Source organism: Streptomyces sp. WMMB 714, from assembly GCF_900090125.1.
GTDB lineage: Bacteria > Actinomycetota > Actinomycetes > Streptomycetales > Streptomycetaceae > Streptomyces > Streptomyces daqingensis.
Genome location: NZ_FMHJ01000006.1, coordinates 337,882 through 354,885, shown reverse-complemented (window position 1 = coordinate 354,885; position 17,004 = coordinate 337,882). Strand labels below are relative to the sequence as shown.

General features: G+C 72.8%; 17 protein-coding genes. 10 read left to right on the top strand and 7 right to left on the bottom strand.

Annotation, left to right across the window (positions count from 1 at the left end; translation table 11 throughout):
* Positions 1 to 185 precede the first annotated feature (185 nt).
* The 3 genes from H181DRAFT_RS13630 to H181DRAFT_RS13620 are packed head-to-tail and all read left to right on the top strand — an operon-like array spanning position 186 to position 2,256.
* Positions 186 to 935 carry a hypothetical protein gene (locus tag H181DRAFT_RS13630; protein ID WP_045864640.1) on the top strand — a complete coding sequence of 250 codons (750 nt, stop codon included), beginning with the start codon at positions 186 to 188 and terminating at the stop codon, positions 933 to 935.
* Positions 932 to 1,615, top strand: a complete 684-nt coding sequence (locus tag H181DRAFT_RS13625) for a DUF4166 domain-containing protein (protein ID WP_045864639.1) — start codon at positions 932 to 934, stop codon at positions 1,613 to 1,615. Before H181DRAFT_RS13630 ends, H181DRAFT_RS13625 begins: the two co-directional genes overlap by 4 nt.
* Positions 1,612 to 2,256, top strand: a complete 645-nt coding sequence (locus tag H181DRAFT_RS13620; protein WP_045864638.1) for a TetR/AcrR family transcriptional regulator — start codon at positions 1,612 to 1,614, stop codon at positions 2,254 to 2,256. Before H181DRAFT_RS13625 ends, H181DRAFT_RS13620 begins: the two co-directional genes overlap by 4 nt.
* A gap of 54 nt (positions 2,257 to 2,310) precedes the next feature.
* Here the strand turns inward: H181DRAFT_RS13620 and H181DRAFT_RS13615 are convergent, their stop codons facing one another.
* A complete protein-coding gene (locus tag H181DRAFT_RS13615; protein WP_045864637.1) occupies positions 2,311 to 3,210 on the bottom strand; it encodes a cytochrome c biogenesis CcdA family protein in 900 nt (299 codons plus the stop codon).
* Between the two features lie 16 nt (positions 3,211 to 3,226).
* Entirely contained in the window at positions 3,227 to 3,859 is a 633-nt protein-coding gene (locus tag H181DRAFT_RS13610; RefSeq protein WP_045864797.1) for a redoxin family protein, read from the bottom strand.
* Positions 3,860 to 4,648: 789 nt separating this feature from the next.
* Here H181DRAFT_RS13610 and H181DRAFT_RS13605 point away from each other — a divergent pair.
* On the top strand, positions 4,649 to 4,993 hold the full coding sequence (locus H181DRAFT_RS13605; RefSeq protein WP_045864636.1) for a MerR family transcriptional regulator: 345 nt from the start codon (positions 4,649 to 4,651) through the stop codon (positions 4,991 to 4,993).
* Between the two features lie 156 nt (positions 4,994 to 5,149).
* A complete protein-coding gene (locus H181DRAFT_RS13600; protein WP_045864635.1) occupies positions 5,150 to 6,280 on the top strand; it encodes a CapA family protein in 1,131 nt (376 codons plus the stop codon).
* A 66-nt stretch (positions 6,281 to 6,346) separates the two neighbouring features.
* On the opposite strand, the gene dgoD is transcribed toward H181DRAFT_RS13600, so the two are convergent.
* The 3 genes from dgoD to H181DRAFT_RS13585 form a co-directional block, all read right to left on the bottom strand.
* Positions 6,347 to 7,495, bottom strand: a complete 1,149-nt coding sequence (gene dgoD / locus H181DRAFT_RS13595) for a galactonate dehydratase (protein ID WP_045864634.1) — start codon at positions 7,493 to 7,495, stop codon at positions 6,347 to 6,349.
* A gap of 211 nt (positions 7,496 to 7,706) precedes the next feature.
* Positions 7,707 to 8,960 carry a PP2C family protein-serine/threonine phosphatase gene (locus H181DRAFT_RS13590; RefSeq protein WP_045864633.1) on the bottom strand — a complete coding sequence of 418 codons (1,254 nt, stop codon included), beginning with the start codon at positions 8,958 to 8,960 and terminating at the stop codon, positions 7,707 to 7,709.
* Positions 8,947 to 9,759, bottom strand: coding sequence for an alpha/beta fold hydrolase (locus H181DRAFT_RS13585; RefSeq protein WP_045864632.1), 813 nt, complete (start codon positions 9,757 to 9,759; stop codon positions 8,947 to 8,949). Before H181DRAFT_RS13585 ends, H181DRAFT_RS13590 begins: the two co-directional genes overlap by 14 nt.
* A gap of 88 nt (positions 9,760 to 9,847) precedes the next feature.
* Here H181DRAFT_RS13585 and H181DRAFT_RS13580 point away from each other — a divergent pair, with 88 nt between their 5' ends.
* The 3 genes from H181DRAFT_RS13580 to H181DRAFT_RS13570 all read left to right on the top strand — a co-directional run bounded on the left by H181DRAFT_RS13580 (position 9,848) and on the right by H181DRAFT_RS13570 (position 12,257).
* A complete protein-coding gene (locus H181DRAFT_RS13580) occupies positions 9,848 to 10,444 on the top strand; it encodes a MarR family winged helix-turn-helix transcriptional regulator (RefSeq protein WP_074467848.1) in 597 nt (198 codons plus the stop codon).
* A complete protein-coding gene (locus H181DRAFT_RS13575) occupies positions 10,444 to 11,358 on the top strand; it encodes an EamA family transporter (protein ID WP_045864631.1) in 915 nt (304 codons plus the stop codon). Before H181DRAFT_RS13580 ends, H181DRAFT_RS13575 begins: the two co-directional genes overlap by 1 nt.
* Positions 11,359 to 11,489: 131 nt before the next feature.
* Positions 11,490 to 12,257 carry a thioesterase II family protein gene (locus tag H181DRAFT_RS13570; protein WP_045864630.1) on the top strand — a complete coding sequence of 256 codons (768 nt, stop codon included), beginning with the start codon at positions 11,490 to 11,492 and terminating at the stop codon, positions 12,255 to 12,257.
* A 96-nt stretch (positions 12,258 to 12,353) separates the two neighbouring features.
* Here H181DRAFT_RS13570 and H181DRAFT_RS29440 read toward each other — a convergent pair whose 3' ends face one another.
* Positions 12,354 to 12,527, bottom strand: a complete 174-nt coding sequence (locus H181DRAFT_RS29440; RefSeq protein WP_158715436.1) for a DUF5302 domain-containing protein — start codon at positions 12,525 to 12,527, stop codon at positions 12,354 to 12,356.
* A gap of 733 nt (positions 12,528 to 13,260) precedes the next feature.
* On the opposite strand from H181DRAFT_RS29440, the gene H181DRAFT_RS13565 reads away from it, so the two are divergent.
* Positions 13,261 to 15,882, top strand: coding sequence for an ATP-dependent Clp protease ATP-binding subunit (locus H181DRAFT_RS13565; RefSeq protein WP_052708577.1), 2,622 nt, complete (start codon positions 13,261 to 13,263; stop codon positions 15,880 to 15,882).
* Positions 15,883 to 16,040: 158 nt separating this feature from the next.
* Entirely contained in the window at positions 16,041 to 16,262 is a 222-nt protein-coding gene (locus H181DRAFT_RS13560; protein WP_045864629.1) for a DUF4236 domain-containing protein, read from the top strand.
* Positions 16,263 to 16,284: 22 nt separating this feature from the next.
* On the opposite strand, the gene H181DRAFT_RS13555 is transcribed toward H181DRAFT_RS13560, so the two are convergent.
* The gene (locus H181DRAFT_RS13555) at positions 16,285 to 16,986 is read right to left on the bottom strand and encodes a GAF and ANTAR domain-containing protein (RefSeq protein WP_045864628.1); all 702 of its coding nucleotides are present in this window, start codon (positions 16,984 to 16,986) and stop codon (positions 16,285 to 16,287) included.
* Positions 16,987 to 17,004 lie beyond the last annotated feature (18 nt).

The following is a 17,004-nucleotide window of genomic DNA, read 5'->3' as shown; positions in this document are numbered from 1 at the left end:
TCGGGGCGGGCCGTCGGCGGCCCTTTCCGTTGCCGCGACGGCCGCCCGGTCCCGGCGTCCCGTCCGGCAACCGCCGCGTCCGCTGCGTCCGCCCCGTCTTGAGCAACTGCTCAAAACTCTGTACTTTGAGCTTTGAGCGAGTGCTCAAATCGAGCGGGCGCGCAGATCGAGGGGAGGGAGCGCTGATGCGGCTCTACGTGGAGACGCGCATCCGCGCCGGGATCGCGACGGTGTGGGACCGCAGCCAGGACCCCGCGCTGCACCAGCGCTGGGACCTGAGATTCGGGGAGATCGACTACCTCCCCCGCGAGCCGGGGGAGCCGCAGCGCTTCCGCTACGCCACCTCCGTCCTGCCGTGGCTGAAGGTCTCCGGCACCGGCGTCTCGGCCGGCGAGCAGAGCCGGCCCGACGGCACCCGCACCTCGGCTCTGCGCTTCGCCTCCGCCCACCCGCTCTCGTTCATCGAGGAGGGCCGCGGCTACTGGCGCTACGTCCCCGACGGCGAGTCCCTGCGCTTCCTGACGGGATACGACTACCGGCCGCGCTGGGGGCGCTTCGGCCGGGTCGCGGACCGGCTCGTCCTGCGGCCTCTCATGGGCTGGGCGACGGCCTGGTCCTTCGACCGGCTGCGCTTGTGGTGCGAGCGCGGCATCACTCCCGAACGGTCGCTCCGGTGGGCGCTCGCGGAGGCGTCCGTACGGTTCGCCGCCGTCGCCGGCGCGGCCGCCCTCGCCGTCTCCGGTGCGCTGCCCGGCCCCGCCGCCGCATACGCCGTGCCGGGCGTCCTCGCCGTCGCAGCGCTCGCCTTGCTGCTGCCCCCGTCGCGCCGCACCCCTGCCGCCCGCCGCTGCCTGCGCCGCCCGCCGTCGCGATCGGCGGCGGGCCGGGCGGCCGCGACCGCGCCCGCCCTCCTCACGACACTGGAGCAGCCATGACGAGCATCTTCGAACAGGCCCTCGGCGCCGCGGAGTTCGCGCGCCTCCACCCGGAGGTGCGGCGGCGCTTCTCCGTCGGCCTCGGCAGCGGTACGGCGTGCGTCGGCCGGGGCACGATGGACCGCGTCTGGCACCGGCGCGGCTTCGTCCGGCCGTTCCTGGCTCTGGGCGGCAGCCGCAACATCCTCGTGCCCGAGGCCGGACGGGACGTCCCCTTCACCATCGAGAACTTCCCCTACCGCGACTCCTACGGGCGGGAGACCGTCACCTTCGTGCGCACCTTCCGATTCCCGCGCCGCGTCCGCCGCTTCGACGCCACCATGGTCCACAGCCCCGAGCGCGGCTGCATCGTCGACTACCTCGGCACCCACCAGCACCTCGCCTCCGACCTGCACCTGGAAGCGGACGAGGAGGGCGCCCTCGTCATCCGCTCCGGGCAGCACCGCTTCAGGGAAGGGCCGGTGGACGTGCGCGTCCCGGAGCTGCTCGCGGGCGACGCGGTGGTGCGGGAGTCCTACGACGGGAAAGCCCGCCGCTTCCGCATCCAAGTGCGCGTCTCCAACCGCCGGTTCGGGCCCCTCTTCGGCTACGAGGGCTCTTTCGCCGCCGAGTACGCCGACGTCACGGAGCGAGGCGTACGCGCCGGGCTGCGGCCGCTGCGCGAGGAGGCGCGGGCGTGAGCGAGGGGACACGGGAGAAGCTGCTGGACGGGGCGCTGCGCACCGTCGTGGAGCAGGGGATCGGCAAGACCTCGGCGCGCACCATCGCCGCCGCGGCCGGAGTGAACCAGGCGCTGGTCTTCTACCACTTCGGCAGTGTCGACGAACTCCTCGCCGCCGCCTGCCGGTTCGGCGCGGAGCAACGCGTCTCGCGCTACCGCGAGCGCTTCGCCTCGGTCCGTACCCTGGCGGAACTCCTCGAACTGGGCCGCGAGTTGCACGCACAGGAGCGGGCCGGCGGACACGTGGCCGTACTCGCACAACTGCTCGCGGGCGCCCAGACCCACCCCCGGCTGGCGCCGGCCACGGCGGCCGGGCTCGCGCTGTGGATCGAGGAGATCGAGCGGGTGCTCGCACGTGTCCTCGAGGGTTCTCCCGTCGCCGAGTTCACGGACGCGGGCGGGCTCGCCCGCGCGCTCGCGTCGGCCTTCGTCGGGCTCGAACTCTACGAAGGCGTCGACCCGCGGGGCGCGGCGGGAGCCCTGGACGCGCTGGAGCAGCTGGCCGGACTGGCAGAGGTCCTGGAGGACCTGGGACCGGTCGCCCAGCGTGCCGTACGGGCCAAACTCCGGCGGGGCGCCGCGAAGCGCGGGGAGCGCTGAACCTCAACCCCGGCGGCACCCCGGCGGCCGCCCGCCCTCGGCAGTTCGTCCGCGTCAGCTCGTCCTCGGCGGCACCGCATCGGCCGGTTCGCCGCCGCGCTCCTCCGAAGTCCGCCGCCCCGGCCGGTACTTCACCAGGACGGCCGCCGCGGCCAGCAGGACGGCGAGCACGCCCGCGACCACCGGCATGCCGAGCTGCTCCACGCCGTTCGCGAGCGACCGCTGAACGTGTCCGGCGGCGTCGATCACCGGGTCCGCCGTGTCTCCGCCGCCGAACACGCGGATCTCGTACCAGCCGTAGTACGCCGTGTACGCGCCCACGGCGAGCAGCAGACCGCCCCCGAACCTCGACGCGACGGCCCCCACGCCGCGCAGCCGGTCCACCGTCGCGGTGCGTGCGAGCGCCACGGCCAGGGCGGCGACGCCGACGATCGCGCCCATCCCCGCCGCGTACGCCCCGAAGAGCAGCAGCCCGTGGCCCGCGGACCCGCTGCGGAAGGCGGAGACGACGATCGCGAGGAACGGCGCGATGGTGCAGCCGAGCGAGGCGACGGCGTACGCCCCGCCGAACAGCGCCATCGACGGCAGCGAGCGGCCCACACCGGGAGCACGGCGCAACTTCGGGGCCAGAGTGGGTAGTTCACGGCCCGCCAGCAGCCACACCCCCGCTCCCGCGAGCAGCAGCCCGAAGAAGACGGTGAACCACGGCAGATGCTGCTGCACCTGGCTCGCGACCGGTGCGATCACGAGCCCGAACACGCCGAAGACGCCTGCGAATCCGAGCGTCATCGCGGCGGTCGCCGCCACCGCACGTACCACCGCCGCCCCCCTTGTGGGGGAGTCCTCGCCCAGCACGAGCAGTGAGAGATACGCGGGCAGCAGCGCGAAGCCGCAGGGATTCACCGCCGCGAGCATGCCCGCGGTCAGCGCCAGGGCGAGAGGAAGGTCGGCCATCGCCAGGGCGTGAACGTCAGCCGGCGAGACCGGAGACGAGCTTGTTCAGCTCGCTCGGCCCCGTGGCGGCGCCCGCGTGCACCTTCTTGCCGTTCTCGTCGAGCATCACGTACGAACTCTGCTGCGTGATCCCGAACTTCTTCCAGACGCTGCCCTTCTGGTCGTTCAGGTGCGGGAAGTTGCCGACCTTCTGGGCGCTGACGAACCCGCGGATGGGCTCCGTCTTGTCCAGGCCGGCGACGCCGAGGAAGTTCACCTTGCCCTTGTACTTGGCGGCGAGCTTGGCGGTCTGCGCGGCCTGGCCCTTGCACGTGCCGCACCAGGGCGCCCAGAACCACAGGACGGCCGGCTTGTCGGCCAGCGTGGCGCCCTTGAACGTCTTGCCGTCGACGGTCGAGCCGGCGAACTGCAGCGACGCGGGGGCTCCGTCGGGCGCCTTCTCGCCGGGGGCGATGCCCTCCGGGGCGTCCTTGCCGGGAGCGTCCTTGTCCGGCTTCCCCTCTCCGGCCTCTCCGGCCTCCCCGGCCGGCTTCTCGGGCTTCGCCTTGTCCGCCGGTGCGGGGCTGCCGTCCTCCGAGCAGCCGGCCACGGCGAGGGTGCTCGCGAGGAGCAGGGCGGTGAGGACGGCACGGGTTCGAGCGGCACGCATCATCTGGTCCCTCGGTGGATGGGTCGGGGGCCTCACGCTAGGTTCTCGCCTCCGGCGGCAGTGGGGTTTTGGGCGTGTCTGACAAAGGCGGCGTCCGCCGCAGGCGGTGCGCGCGGCGGATGGTGCGTACGTCCGCAAGGCGGTGGACCGCCCTCGCGGTGGGCTACTCGGTCGATGCGGCAACGCTGGGGCACCTCCGGTGAAGCGGGGGAGGGCGTGCGTGCCGGCCGTCGCGAGCAGGCGGGATTCGGCCGGACGGGCCCTGGCAGCGGCTGCGCAACATCCCTCTTCCGCTCGACACCGGAAATCTGCACCCGCGACGGTAGACATCCATGTGCGGGAGGGGTAGAGTTCCTGCTGTCTTCGAAGGAGTCAGAGAGCGTGGCAGAGGACGAACTGCCACGAGCCGTAAGCGGTGCGGCGGCGGGCCGGGGAGTCAGAAGCGATCCCCCGGAACTCCCTGGCCGGTGGCCGTACCGGGCGGCCGGGAGAAGCCGCCGTGCATGTCCTGTTGTCCGAGCAGAACCGTTCGAAGAAGATCAAGGAAAGAGAGGAGTCAGACGCCATCGGGATCGCCCGGGAGAGTTCGCAGAGCGCCCGGGTACCGCAGACCCCGGATTGGAAGGTGGTCCACGGTCCAGCAACCGCGATCCCCGCATTCCGGCCGTCCGGCCCGTATGCGGTAACTCAGGAGCCGGCTCGCACAGCCGGCAGATGGTGTTGAAACCCCTCGGGGCCCCGGTGCCGCACGGTACCGGGGCCCCTCGACGCGTCCCGGAAGAGGTGCAAGTGCCAGCAGACAATCCCTCGCAGTTCGCCGATCGTCTCGATGACGACGACTATCCCGCTTACACCATGGGCCGGGCCGCGGAGCTGATCGGGGCCACCCCCGCCTTTCTCCGCGCGCTCGGCGAAGCCGAACTGATCCTCCCCCTCCGCTCCGCCGGCGGCCACCGCCGCTACTCCCGCCACCAGTTGCACCTCGCGGCACGCGCGCGGGAGCTCGTCGACGACGGCACGCCGATCGAGGCGGCCTGTCGCATCATCGCTTTGGAGGACCAGCTCGATGAGGCGCAGCGCGCCAACGACGAGCTGCGCCGTTCGGGGGGCGATTCGGAGCAGGCCGCCAGCTGAGGCGCCGAGGAGCGGGGGAGCCCGCCCCGGCCGACGGCGTCCCCGACGGGGTCGTGCCCGGGCTCGGCCGGGCGCCGGGGTGCCGCTTCGGGCATCGGCCGTAGGTGTGCGACACGGTGAGGCCGGGAGGCGGCGGCCGGTGCATATATTGCGGCGATGAGCGGTGAATCGGTCGATCTGTCCCTGTGCGGCGACGTCATGCTCGGGCGTGGTGTCGACCAGATCCTCCCGTACCCGGGGAGCCCCGAGCTGCGGGAGGGCTTCACCCGGCACGCGGGGGACTACGTCCGTCTCGTCGAGGCGCGCAGCGGCCCGGTTCCCGTCCCGGCCGGGTTCTCCTGGCCGTGGGGCGACGCCCTGCGGGCGCTGGAGACGTTCCGTCCGGACGTCCGGGTGCTGAACCTGGAGACCAGCGTGACGTCGAGCCGGACGTTCGCACCCGGCAAGGGCATCCACTACCGGATGGCTCCCGCCAATCTGCCCTGCCTCTCGGCGGCACGTCCGGACGTGTGCGTGCTGGCCAACAACCACGTCATGGACTTCGGCGTGCCCGGCCTGGAGGAGACGCTCGACGTCCTCGCCGGGGCGGGGCTGCGGACGGCGGGGGCGGGCCGTGACCTGGAGGGGGCGCGCCGGCCGGCTGTGGTACCGCTCGCGGGCCCGGGCCCCGCGCGCCGGGTGCTGACGTTCGCGATGGGCACCCCGTCCAGCGGCGTCCCGGGCTCCTGGGCGGCGACGGAGAGCCGGCCGGGCGTCGACCTGCTGCCGGTGCTTTCGGAGTCCTCCGCAGCCGAACTGTCCAGCCGCGTGCGGGAGTCGAGGCGTCCGGGCGACGTCGTGGTCGTCTCCGTGCACTGGGGCTCCAATTGGGGCTACGCGGTGCCACCGGAGCAGACCCGGTTCGCGCACGCGCTCATCGACGGCGGCGGCGCGGACGTCGTGTTCGGCCACTCCTCGCACCACCCCCGCCCCGTCGAGATCTACCGCGGCAAGCTCGTCCTCTACGGCTGCGGCGACTTCATCGACGACTACGAGGGCATCACGGGCTACGAGGAGTACCGGGACGAACTGCGGCTGCTGTACCTCGCCACGGTCGACACGGCCACCGGCCGGCTCGCACGGCTGCGCGCGGTGCCGTTCACCTCGCGCAGGATGCGGCTGCACCGGGCCGCGGCGGCCGACGCCGCATGGCTGCGTGCCGTACTGGACGAGATCAGCCGCGACTTCGGCGTGCGGGCGGCGGTGGGCGACGATGCCGTGCTGATCCTGGAGGCGGCCAGGCGGTGACCCTCCCCGGCCCCGGCGCCCGGACCGGGGAGGGCGGGGCGCCGGGCCGCGTCGCGGGAGCGGGGATCACCACTCCGCGAACGAGCCGTCACGGTGGCGCCAGACCGGGTTGTGCCAGCTCTCCGACGCGCCGTCCGCCCTCCGCACCGCCTTCTCGTCGATCTCGACGCCCAGTCCGTGCCCGGTGGGACGCGGGAGATGGCCGTCCTCGAAGCGGAAGACGGAACGGTCGGCGACATAGTCGAGCAGCTCGGCACCCTTGTTGTAGTGGATGCCGATGGACTGCTCCTGGATGAGGAAGTTCGGCGTGCAGAAGGCGAGTTGGAGGGAGGCGGCGAGAGCGAGCGGCCCGAGCGGGCAGTGCGGTGCGACCAGCACGTCGAAGGTCTCCGCCAGCGAGGCGATGCGGCGGCACTCGGAGATGCCGCCCGCGTGGGAGAGGTCGGGCTGCAGCACCGCGATCCCGGCCTGGAGCGCGGGCAGGGCGTCCGTGCGGGAGAACAGCCGCTCGCCGGTGGCCACCGGCAGCCGCGTCGAGTCCGTGACCCGCCCGATGAGGTGCGTGTACTCGGGCAGCACGGGCTCCTCCACGAACATCGGCGCGTACGGCTCCAGCACGCCTGCCGCCCTGACGGCGCCCGCGGTCGAGAACCGCCCGTGGAAGTCGACCGCGAAGTCCCCTTCCGGGCCCAGGACTTCACGCGCGGCGTCCGCCCTGGCCGCGACGTCCGCCAGCTCCGCGGGGGTCGGCAGCGGGCTCATGCGGCCGGAGGCGTTCATCTTCACCGCGGTGAACCCGGCGTCCACCTGGGCCGCGACCTCGTCGCGCACCTGGGCCGGCTCGTCGCCCCCGACCCAGCAGTAGGCGCGGGCCCGTTCGCGTACGGGCCCGCCGAGCAGCCGGTGCACCGGCGCGCCGAGCGACTTGCCGGCGATGTCCCACAGGGCCTGGTCGATACCGGCGACGGCACTGGAGAGCACGGGCCCTCCGCGGTAGAAGGAGCCCTTGCTCATCAGCTGCCACAGGTCCTCGATGCGGGACGGGTCGGCGCCTACGAGGAACTGGTCGGCGAGCTCGTGGACGGCGGCCCGTACGGTCTCCGCCCGTCCCTCCACGACGGGCTCGCCCCAGCCGACCGGACCGTCGTCCGTCTCGATGCGGCAGAAGAGCCAGCGCGGCGGCACGGCGAACGTCTCGACTCGGGTGATCTTCACGGTGGTGCTCCAGACGGTGCGCGGGCGACGGGTGCCTCGGGACAGCCCCGCTCACCCCTCGATGCTGCCTTCGGTGAGGCCCCTCCTCCAACGGCGACGGAACACGAGCGTGACGTCCCCCGGGACTCGCGCCGGTGTCCCGGGGCGGCCGGCCCGGCGGCTCTCTCCCGCGGCCCTGTCCGGCGGCTCTGTCCAGGGGCGACGCGCACCGTCACGTCAACGGGCCGTCCCCGCCCCGTGGTACGCCCACCGACATCAGGGCGGTGTCGTCGTCGAGGCCCTCGCCGAAGGCGTCCAGCAGCTCGGCGAGCGCGTCGACGGTCTCCTCGGCGGTGCTCGGCGCCAGGACGTTGGCGAAGTCCAGAAGTGCCTCGTCGCCGTAGCGGTCGGTGGCGCCCGCCGAGGTGTGTGCCTCGGTGAGACCGTCCGTGTAGAGCAACAGCGTGTCGCCCGGGGCCAGTCGGACGGTGATCGTGGCGATGTGCGGATCGGCGAGCGCGCCGATGAGCTGCCCACCGGGGGTGGGGACGAACTCCGCCGTCCCGTCGCCCCGCAGCAGCAGGGCGTCGGGATGGCCCCCGCTGGCCAGCGTGATGCGGTAGCCCTCGCGTTGCGCGCTGAGCAGACCGAACAGGACGGTGGCGAACCTGGGCTCCTTCTCGTAATCCTCCGTGTTCAGCACGGTGTTGAGGTTGTGCAGGACCGCGACGGGATCCGGGTCGTAGACCGCCGCGGCACGCAGCGTGTAACGGGCGAGCGAGGTCAGGGCGGCGGCGGGGGCGCCCTTTCCGCACACGTCGCCGAGGAAGAGCCCCCAGGTGCCGTGGGCTGCCAGCGGGAACAAGTCGTAGAAGTCGCCGCTGACTTCGTCGCGAGAGGCGATGTGGTAGTGCGCCGCGACCTCCAGCCCCGGGGGTCCCGTGAGATGCGGCGGGACGAGGGTGCGCTGCAGGGTGGAGGCGAGCCGCTGGAGGCGTGCGCGCTCGTGCTCGGCCTCCTCGCGGGCGCGCAGGAGTTCGGTCTCGTAGGAGCGGCGGTCGCGTGCGTCGGTGACCGTGGTGCGCACCATGAGGGGATGCTCGTCGTTGTCGGTCATGACGGTCGAGGTGACGAGCACCGGCAGCCGCGTTCCGTCCGCGGCCTTCAACTCCAGTGCGATGCCACTGACTTCGCCCTGGAGCCGGAGCAGCGGCGCATAGTGCGTCTCGTGGTAGAGCTTGCCGCCCACCGTGAGCATGTCCGCGAAGCGCATGCGCCCGACGACCTCGTCGTGCGTCCGGCCCAGCCATGTCAGCAGCGTGCGGTTGGCCTTGACGATCTGCCCGTCCATCAGCGTGAAGAGATATCCGCACGGGGCGTTCTCGAAGAGGTCCTCGGCGTTGTTCTCCAGCAGCGACGCGTAGGCCAGGTGCGCCGTCCGGGAGTGGGTTTCGTCGCCGGAACCTTCCCCGTCAGCGCTCGTCATCGGTTCGGGCCGCGAACGAGGCGATGGCTTCGGCGGTCTGATCGGGGGCGCTGAGCTGCGGGCAGTGTCCGACCGCGTCGAGCGTGACGAGTTCGCTGCCCGGGATCGCCTCGTGCACGAACGCGCCGACCTCCCTGGGGGCGATCACGTCGTGAGCGCACTCGATCACCCTCGTCGGCACCGTCACCCCGGCGAGGTCCGCGCGGTTGTCGGAAAGGAAAGTGGCCCGGGCGAAGACACGCGCGATGGACGGGTCGACCTGGCAGAAGCTGTTCGTCAACTCCTCCGAGAGTTCCGGCCGTTCGGGGTTGCCCATGATGACGGGCGCCAACGAGGCCGACCAGCCCAGGTAGTTGCTGTCCAGGGACTCCAGCAGCTCGTCGATGTCCTCGGCGCTGAAGCCACCCGTGTAGTCGCGGTCGTCGATGTAGCGGGGCGACGGCGTCAGAAGCACCAGCTTCTCGAAGGCCCCGGGCTCCCGGCCGGCGGCCAGGACGCCGAACACGGAGCTGACGGAGTGGCCGACGAACACCAGGGGCCCCAGGCCGAGTGCGTCGCAGATCTGCAGCACGTCTTCGGCGTAACCGTCCAGCGAGGAGTAACGCTCCTCCTGCCAGGCGGACTTGTCGGACCCTCCGGTGCCCACGTGGTCGAACTGAACGATCTTGAAGTCGTCCGCGAGCCGGGGTGTCACCAGGCGCCACATGTTCTGATCGCAGCCGAAGCCGTTGGCCAGCATGATCACCGGGCCGTCCGCCCGGCCTTCGACCACCACGTTGTTCCTGCGCAGCACATCCATAACGCCTCTCATTGTCCCATTGCTGCGGGTTTGCCGCCCTGCTGCCGGAAGGGTTGTGCGCCGGGCGCCGTCACGTTATGCATGAGTCATGCATGATAAGCAACGCACGGCCAACCTCCTCGGGGCCACCGCGCTCGCCGTTGCCGACCTCGCGCTCGCGGGAGCCACCAAGGCCGCCGGGACCAGCGCCAGCGGAGCGGCCGCCCTGGTCGCGCTGTCCGCCTCGCCGGGGCTGAGCGTCACGGAACTCGGGCGGCGCGTGGGCCTGTCGCAGTCCGCCGCCGCCCGCATGGTCGACTCCCTGGAGTCGGACGGGCTGGCCGAGCGGCGCCAGGGCCCGGGCCGCTGGGTGTCGGTGGTGCCGACCGCCGCCGGCAGGCGCACGTCGCAGTCGCTCCTCGCCGCCCGCGGAAGCCCCCTCACCGGGATGCTCGACGCCCTCGACGACACGGAGCGCGACACCCTGGCGGAACTCCTGGGCAAGCTGCTGGCCCGGGCGTACGCGGAGGTGGGCGACGCCGAGCTGATGTGCCGGCTGTGCGACCGCGCCGGCTGCGTACGCGACGGAGCGGTCTGCCCCGTCGGGCAGGCGGAGCGCGACGGCCCCGGCGGCGACGGGACCGGCGGTGGTGGCACCGGCGGCGACGGGCCCGGCGACTGCGGCCGCGGGGCGCGCGGCGCCTGATGGGCGCCCTCCTGGCCCTGGCATCGGCGGCGTGCTACGGGGTCGCCGACGTCACCGGGGGCCTGCTCTCGCGCCGTGCGCACTTCGCCCTCGTCGCGCTGGCCGGGCAGGCGGGCGGCCTCGTGCTCACCCTGCTCGCCGCTCCGGCGTTCGGCGCCGCGACGCCGGCCCTCTCCCCGGACGTCGCCTGGGGCGCGCTGTCCGGCGTGGGCACCGGAGCGGGGATGGTCAGCCTCTACCGGGGCGTGAGCCGCGGGGCGATGAGCGTCGTCGTTCCGGTCAGCGCCGTCGCGGGCGTGGCGCTGCCCGTGGCAGTCGGCGCGTTGCTCCTGGGCGACCGGCCGTCCGCACCCGCCTGGCTGGGAATCCTGGTCGCGGTCCCGGCCCTGTGGCTGGTGTCCCTGGAGCGGTCCCGGCCGGGCGCCCCCCTCCTCGCGGGCTCCTCCCTGGACGGCCTGATCGCCGGGGCGGGGATCGCGCTGCAGTACCTCGCCCTGGCGCAGGCCCGTCCGTCGGCGGGGATCTGGCCGGTCACGGCGGGACGCGTCACCGCCCTCGCGGTGATCGCGGCGATCGCCGTGCCGCTCCTGGCCGCCCGGAGGCGCAGCACACCGCGGCCGCCGGGCACGCCCGCCGGAGCGTCCCCGGGCGCCGCCGCGGATGCGCCGGCCCTCCTGCCGCCGCGGTACGCCGCCGGGGCCGCGGCCACCGGCATGATCGCGGCTCTCGCTCTCGTGCTCTACCTGCTGGCCACCAGGGAGCAGCTCGTCGTGATCGCCGTCGTCCTCTCCTCCCTCTATCCGGCGGCCCCCGTGGTGCTCGGGCTGACGGCGCTGGGGGAGAGGCCCACGCGCCTCCAGGCCGCCGGCCTCTGCGCGGCCGCCGCCGCGACGGGGCTGATCACCGCTGGCTGACGGCAGCCCGCCGCACGGCCGCCGTCTTGATTTCGGCCCCCGCGTCCACGAGTGTCTACGCGGCGGCGGCCGCCCCAGCAGCCGTTCGCCCCGGAGCGTGCCCCCGCCCACCCGTCCGAGAGGAACCGGCCATGACCACCGCCGCAGGTACCGCAGACCCCTGGATACGGCGCTACCACCCGGCGCCGAACGCTCCGTTCCGGCTCGTCTGCATGCCGCACGCCGGCGGTTCGGCCAGCTTCTTCCATCCCCTCTCGCAGGCCCTCGCGCGCAAGGCCGACGTCGTCGCCGTGCAGTACCCGGGGCGGCAGGACAGGCTGCGGGAGAAGTGCCTCGACGACGTCCGCGAAACGGCCGACAGGGCCTTCGCCTCGCTGTGGCCGCTGACCGGCCTCCCCATGGTGCTCTTCGGCCACAGCATGGGCGCCTCCGTCGCCTTCGAGGTGGCGCGGCGCATGGAGGACAAGGGGCTCGTGCCCGTGGCGCTGTTCGTCTCGGGGCGGCGTGCGCCCTCGCGGCACCGGGACGAGGGGATCCACCTCAAGAACGACGACGACTTCCTGGCCGAGATCAGGGCTCTCGACGGGACGGACGCCTCCCTCCTCGACGACCCGGACATCCGCCGCATGGTGCTGCCCGGCCTCCGCGCCGACTACAAGGCGGCCGAGACCTACCGATACCGGCCCGGTCCGCCGCTGAAGTGCCCCGTCGTCGCGATGGTGGGGGACAGCGACCTCAAGGCGCCTGTGGAGGACGTCCGCGCCTGGAGCGAACACACCAGCGGTGCCTTCGAGTTGGAGACCTTCCCCGGTGGGCACTTCTACCTCGGCAGCCGCCCGCGAGCCATCGCCGAGAAGATCCAGAGCCACGTCGCGGCCCTGACGGGGCAGGCCGGGTAGCTCTCCGGCAGTACGAAGCCGCCGCTTCCGGAGGTGCGGGAAGCGGCGGCAGCCCGGAGGCGCGCGGACCGGCCGTCCAGCGGCCGGCCCCGCGGGTCAGCCCGTCTTGCGGCGGAACTGGCGCTTGCGCCCGTCGGGCCTCGTGGCGTGCACGTTCATCGTGAAGTCCTCGTGAGGTACGCCCTTCTTGGCGCGCTGGTTCTTCCGGTCGAGCGCCTCACGGAACTTCTGCTTCATGTCCGGGGTCTGCTCGTCCTTGCTGTCCGCCATGTCGTACTCCCTGTCCTCTGACTGTCCACTGACGCGAACACATCGGCTGGATTGCTTCGTTCAGGACTCTCGTGCGCCCCGGCGGGCCGCGGGCCGAGGGGCGGGCCGGGGGAGGGGCACCCGGTCCGCCTGAGCGGTGGGGGCACGGCTCGACGCGCCGGGCCCCGCGCTCGCGCCGGGATCGCCGCGGACTCCCCGCACGGGGCGTGGCGCCCCGGTGTGCCGCGGCCGCCGTCCGGGCACTGCCCCGGGTACGCGGGGCCGCCGCGCGAGAGCGACGCTCCGCCGTCGTGCGGCGCACCGTGCCCGGCCGCGCGGGACGGTTCCCGGAGAGCGGGACGGCACGCCCTAACGGAGAGCCTCGCATCGGGTGTGCCTTCCTTCTGGCGGAGCGCGAGCCCCGGCCGGCAGCGCTGTCGGTTGTCCCCGTCCGACATTGAGCACGACCGCGGCGCCGGGCGCGAGTGGTTTTCCCGCCGGGCCGCCGCACGACCCGGCGTCTCCATGATCCCACCGCCGCCGCGTCTCCGGGGCCCGATGACCGCTGAGCCCCGGCCGCCGGTCCACCCGTCCCTCCGCGCCCCTCGTCCCGCCCGCCCAGGGCGTACGGGCGCCCCCGCCCGCGTCCCCGGGGCACGTGTCGCGACGCCGTACGGGGGAACCCCGGCCCGGGAGCCTCTTGCAGCCGACACAGCGTGGCCCGGCAGAGCCCGGGTCAGCGGGACGGACACCTATGACCGGCGGGTACATGGGTCCCGAGGACTTCGGCAGGGACCCGTTCGGAGAGTTCATCGCACGCTTCCTGGGCAGCGCCGCCTCCCCGGGCAGCGGAAGGCGGGACCCCCGCTACTACGACTTCCTGCGGCTGATGAGCGAACCGGCCCGGCAGCTCGTCTCCGAAGCTGCCTCGTACGCGGCGCAGCACGGCAGCAGCGACCTGGACACCGAGCATCTGCTGCGCGCCGCCCTCACGACCGAACCGACCCGCACGATGATCTCCAGGGCGGGCGCGGACGCGGCGGCGCTCACCGAGGAGATCGACAGGAACGTCGGCGAGGGCTCGCCCCGCAAGTCGATCTCCGTGAGTCCGGCCGTGAAGCGCGCGCTGCTGGACGCCCACGACATCGCCCGCGCGCGGGGCGCGTCCTACATCGGCAGCGAGCACGTCCTCATCGCCCTGGCCGCCAACCGCGACTCGACGGCCGGGCAGATCCTCAACGCCGCGCACTTCGACCCCCGTTCGGCCTCCTCCAGCGGCACGTTCCCCGGGTCCGGGCCGCAGGGCCCCGGCGGCTACCCGGGTTCCGCCGGCGGACCGGAGGGTCCGCCCGCCCGCGGCGCCATGGCGGGGCAGGGGCGCAGCGACACCCCCAACCTCGACAAGTACGGCACGGACCTGACGGAGATGGCCCACGACGGGCGGATAGACCCCGTCATCGGCCGGGACGAGGAGATCGAGCAGACGATCGAGATCCTCGCCCGGCGCGGCAAGAACAACCCCGTACTCATCGGTGAGGCCGGCGTGGGGAAGACCGCGATCGTCGAGGGACTGGCGCAGCGCATCGCCGACGGCGACGTGCCGGGCAACCTGCTGGGGCGCCGCGTCGTCCAGCTCGACGTCTCCAGCCTCGTCGCCGGCACCCGCTACCGCGGCGACTTCGAGGAGCGGCTCACCGGCATCATCGACGAGATCCGCTCCCGCTCGGAGGAGCTGGTCGTCTTCATCGACGAGCTGCACAACGTCGTCGGTGCCGGCGGCGGCGGTACGGAGGGCGGCTCGATGGACGCCAGCCAGATGCTGAAGCCGCCGCTCGCCCGCGGGGAGCTGCACGTCATCGGCGCGACGACGCTGGAGGAGCACCGGCGTCACATCGAGAAGGACGCGGCGCTGGCACGCCGGTTCCAGCCCGTCCTCGTCCCGGAACCCGCGGAGAGCGACGCCGTGGAGATCCTGCGCGGCCTGCGCGACCGCTACGAGGCGCACCACCAGGTCCGCTACACCGGGGAGGCCCTGATCGCGGCCGTCGAACTGTCGGACCGCTACCTGACCGGGCGGTTCCTCCCCGACAAGGCCATCGACCTCATCGACCAGGCCGGCGCCAGAGTGCGGCTGCGCACCGCGACCCGCGGCACCGACGTGCGCGCCCTCGAACGCGAGGCCGAGCAGGTCGCCCGCGACAAGGACCAGGCCGTCGCCGCGGAGGACTACGAGCGTGCCCAGCAGCTGCGCGACCGGCTCGCCGAACTGAAGGCGCGCATCGACCAGGACGAGCGCAAGCACCAGCCCAACGGCCGCATCGCCGAAGTCACGGTGGAGGACATCGCCGACATCGTCTCCCGGCAGACCGGCATCCCCGTCAGCAACCTCACCCAGGAGGAGCGGGAGCGGCTGCTGGGCATGGAGGAGCGGCTGCGCGAGCGCGTCATCGGCCAGGACGAGGCCGTCGCCGCCGTCGCCGACGCGGTGCTCCGGTCCCGTGCGGGGCTGTCGAGCCCCGCACGCCCCATCGGCAGCTTCCTCTTCCTCGGCCCGACCGGGGTGGGCAAGACCGAACTCGCCCGCGCGCTGGCCGAGTCGCTGTTCGGAACCGACGACCGCATGGTGCGCCTCGACATGAGCGAGTACCAGGAGCGGCACACCGTCAGCCGGCTCGTGGGCGCCCCGCCGGGTTACGTCGGCCACGAGGACGCGGGACAGCTCACGGAGACCGTGCGCCGCAACCCCTACTCGCTGCTGCTCCTCGACGAGGTCGAGAAGGCGCACCCGGACGTCTTCAACATCCTGCTCCAGGTGCTCGACGACGGCCGGCTCACGGACTCGCAGGGACGCACCGTCGACTTCACCAACACGGTCATCGTGATGACGAGCAACCTCGGCTCCGAGGCCGTCTCGGGCCGCGGCGCGGTGCTGGGATTCGGCACCGGCGACGAGGAGGACGAGGAGGACGCCCGCAGGGAGCGGGTGCTGCGCCCGCTGCGGGAGCACTTCCGTCCGGAGTTCCTCAACCGCATCGACGAGATCGTGATCTTCCGCCGGCTCTCCGACGAGGAGCTGCGCAAGATCACCGACATGATGCTCGACGAGACCCGGCACCGCGTCCACGCGCAGGACCTCGCCGTGGACTTCTCGCCCGCGTCCGTCGACTGGCTCGTCAGGCGCGGCTACCAGCCCGAGTACGGGGCGCGTCCGCTGCGCCGCACCATCCAGCGCGAGGTGGACAACCAGCTCTCCCGGATGCTGCTGGGCGGTGAACTCAAGCCGCACACACGGTTGCTGGTCGACGTCGACGACGACCGGCTGGTCTTCCGCACGGAGGACGAGCCGGAGGGCGGCGAGATGCGGCAGGAACTCTGACGCGTCCGCGGCGCGACGCGCGCGGGCGCCGGTCCGCTCCCCCCCCCCCCCGCGGGTACCGCCGGGGAGCTACCCGGACGGCCGATGAGTCTTCCGCCGCCGCGGGGGTAACCGTGCGGGCAACGAAGTTGTGTCCGCAGCGACTTGAGGAGCCGATCATGGGCCTGACCTTCCGGAAGAGCTTCCGGATCCTGCCGGGTGTACGTCTGAACATCAACCGCAAGTCGTGGTCCGTCACGACCGGCAGCGGGAACGGCCCCCGGCACACGGTCAGTTCGACGGGCCGCCGCACCACGTCGATGGACCTTCCCGGGCCCTTCGGGTACCGGAGCACCACGACGAAACGAGGCCGCAACCGCTCCCGTACCAGGAGGAGTTGACGCGGGCGAACGTCTCCGGGGCTCAGCGGGCCCCGGGGATCTCGCCGGTCTCGGTGACCGTCCGCACGATCTCGCGCAGCTTGACGTTCCGGTCCTGCGAGCTCTTCCGCAGCACGGCGAACGCCTGGTCCTCGTCCAGCTTGTAGCGCTCCATGACGATGCCGATCGCCTCACCGATGCTGTGCCGCGACTCCATGGCCGCGTGGAGCTGCGCGTGCGTACGCGCGCTGGAGAAGGCGACGGCTGCGTGGGAGGCGAGCATCCAGCCGATGTCCTCCGACGCCTTGGAGAAGGCGTTGGGACGGGACGAGTAGATGTCGAGGGCGCCGAGGTTGTCCTCCTCGGTGTAGAGCAGGAAGCCCATCATGCTGCCGACGCCCAGTTTCCGTGCCTCGGGGGCGTAACGGGGCCAGCGCTCGACCGTCTCCGTCATGTCGGCGATCCGGTAGACCTCCTGGGGCACGCGCGCCGCGTCGAAGCACGGGCCCTCGCCCACGTCGCCCTGTATGCGGTCCGAGGCGCGGACCACGTCGCTCGTGGCGGCGAGCGTCTGGATGCTGCCGTTCTGGACGGCCATGATCCCGGCGGCCTCGCAGCCGTCGATGAGGGAGACGGCGTGCTCGACGATCCGGTCCAGCGTCTTCTGGACGGAGTCCTGCGCGAGCAGGTCACGGGCCATCTGCGCGAGGTTCTTCGCGTACTCCTCGACTTCCTCGCCCGTCATTCCTGCCCCTCGTGCCGC

Excerpts from the sequence above, each read along its gene's own strand:
- H181DRAFT_RS13630 (WP_045864640.1), top strand. The coding sequence starts at position 186 with ATGCGGCTCTACGTGGAGACGCGCATCCGCGCCGGGATCGCGACGGTG.
- H181DRAFT_RS13625 (WP_045864639.1), top strand. The coding sequence starts at position 932 with ATGACGAGCATCTTCGAACAGGCCCTCGGCGCCGCGGAGTTCGCGCGC.
- H181DRAFT_RS13615 (WP_045864637.1), bottom strand. The coding sequence starts at position 3,210 with ATGGCCGACCTTCCTCTCGCCCTGGCGCTGACCGCGGGCATGCTCGCG.
- H181DRAFT_RS13610 (WP_045864797.1), bottom strand. The coding sequence starts at position 3,859 with ATGCGTGCCGCTCGAACCCGTGCCGTCCTCACCGCCCTGCTCCTCGCG.
- H181DRAFT_RS13600 (WP_045864635.1), top strand. The coding sequence starts at position 5,150 with ATGAGCGGTGAATCGGTCGATCTGTCCCTGTGCGGCGACGTCATGCTC.
- H181DRAFT_RS13590 (WP_045864633.1), bottom strand. The coding sequence starts at position 8,960 with ATGACGAGCGCTGACGGGGAAGGTTCCGGCGACGAAACCCACTCCCGG.
- H181DRAFT_RS13585 (WP_045864632.1), bottom strand. The coding sequence starts at position 9,759 with ATGGATGTGCTGCGCAGGAACAACGTGGTGGTCGAAGGCCGGGCGGAC.
- H181DRAFT_RS13580 (WP_074467848.1), top strand. The coding sequence starts at position 9,848 with ATGCATGATAAGCAACGCACGGCCAACCTCCTCGGGGCCACCGCGCTC.
- H181DRAFT_RS13575 (WP_045864631.1), top strand. The coding sequence starts at position 10,444 with ATGGGCGCCCTCCTGGCCCTGGCATCGGCGGCGTGCTACGGGGTCGCC.
- H181DRAFT_RS13570 (WP_045864630.1), top strand. The coding sequence starts at position 11,490 with ATGACCACCGCCGCAGGTACCGCAGACCCCTGGATACGGCGCTACCAC.
- H181DRAFT_RS29440 (WP_158715436.1), bottom strand. The coding sequence starts at position 12,527 with ATGGCGGACAGCAAGGACGAGCAGACCCCGGACATGAAGCAGAAGTTC.
- H181DRAFT_RS13565 (WP_052708577.1), top strand. The coding sequence starts at position 13,261 with ATGACCGGCGGGTACATGGGTCCCGAGGACTTCGGCAGGGACCCGTTC.
- H181DRAFT_RS13560 (WP_045864629.1), top strand. The coding sequence starts at position 16,041 with ATGGGCCTGACCTTCCGGAAGAGCTTCCGGATCCTGCCGGGTGTACGT.
- H181DRAFT_RS13555 (WP_045864628.1), bottom strand. The coding sequence starts at position 16,986 with ATGACGGGCGAGGAAGTCGAGGAGTACGCGAAGAACCTCGCGCAGATG.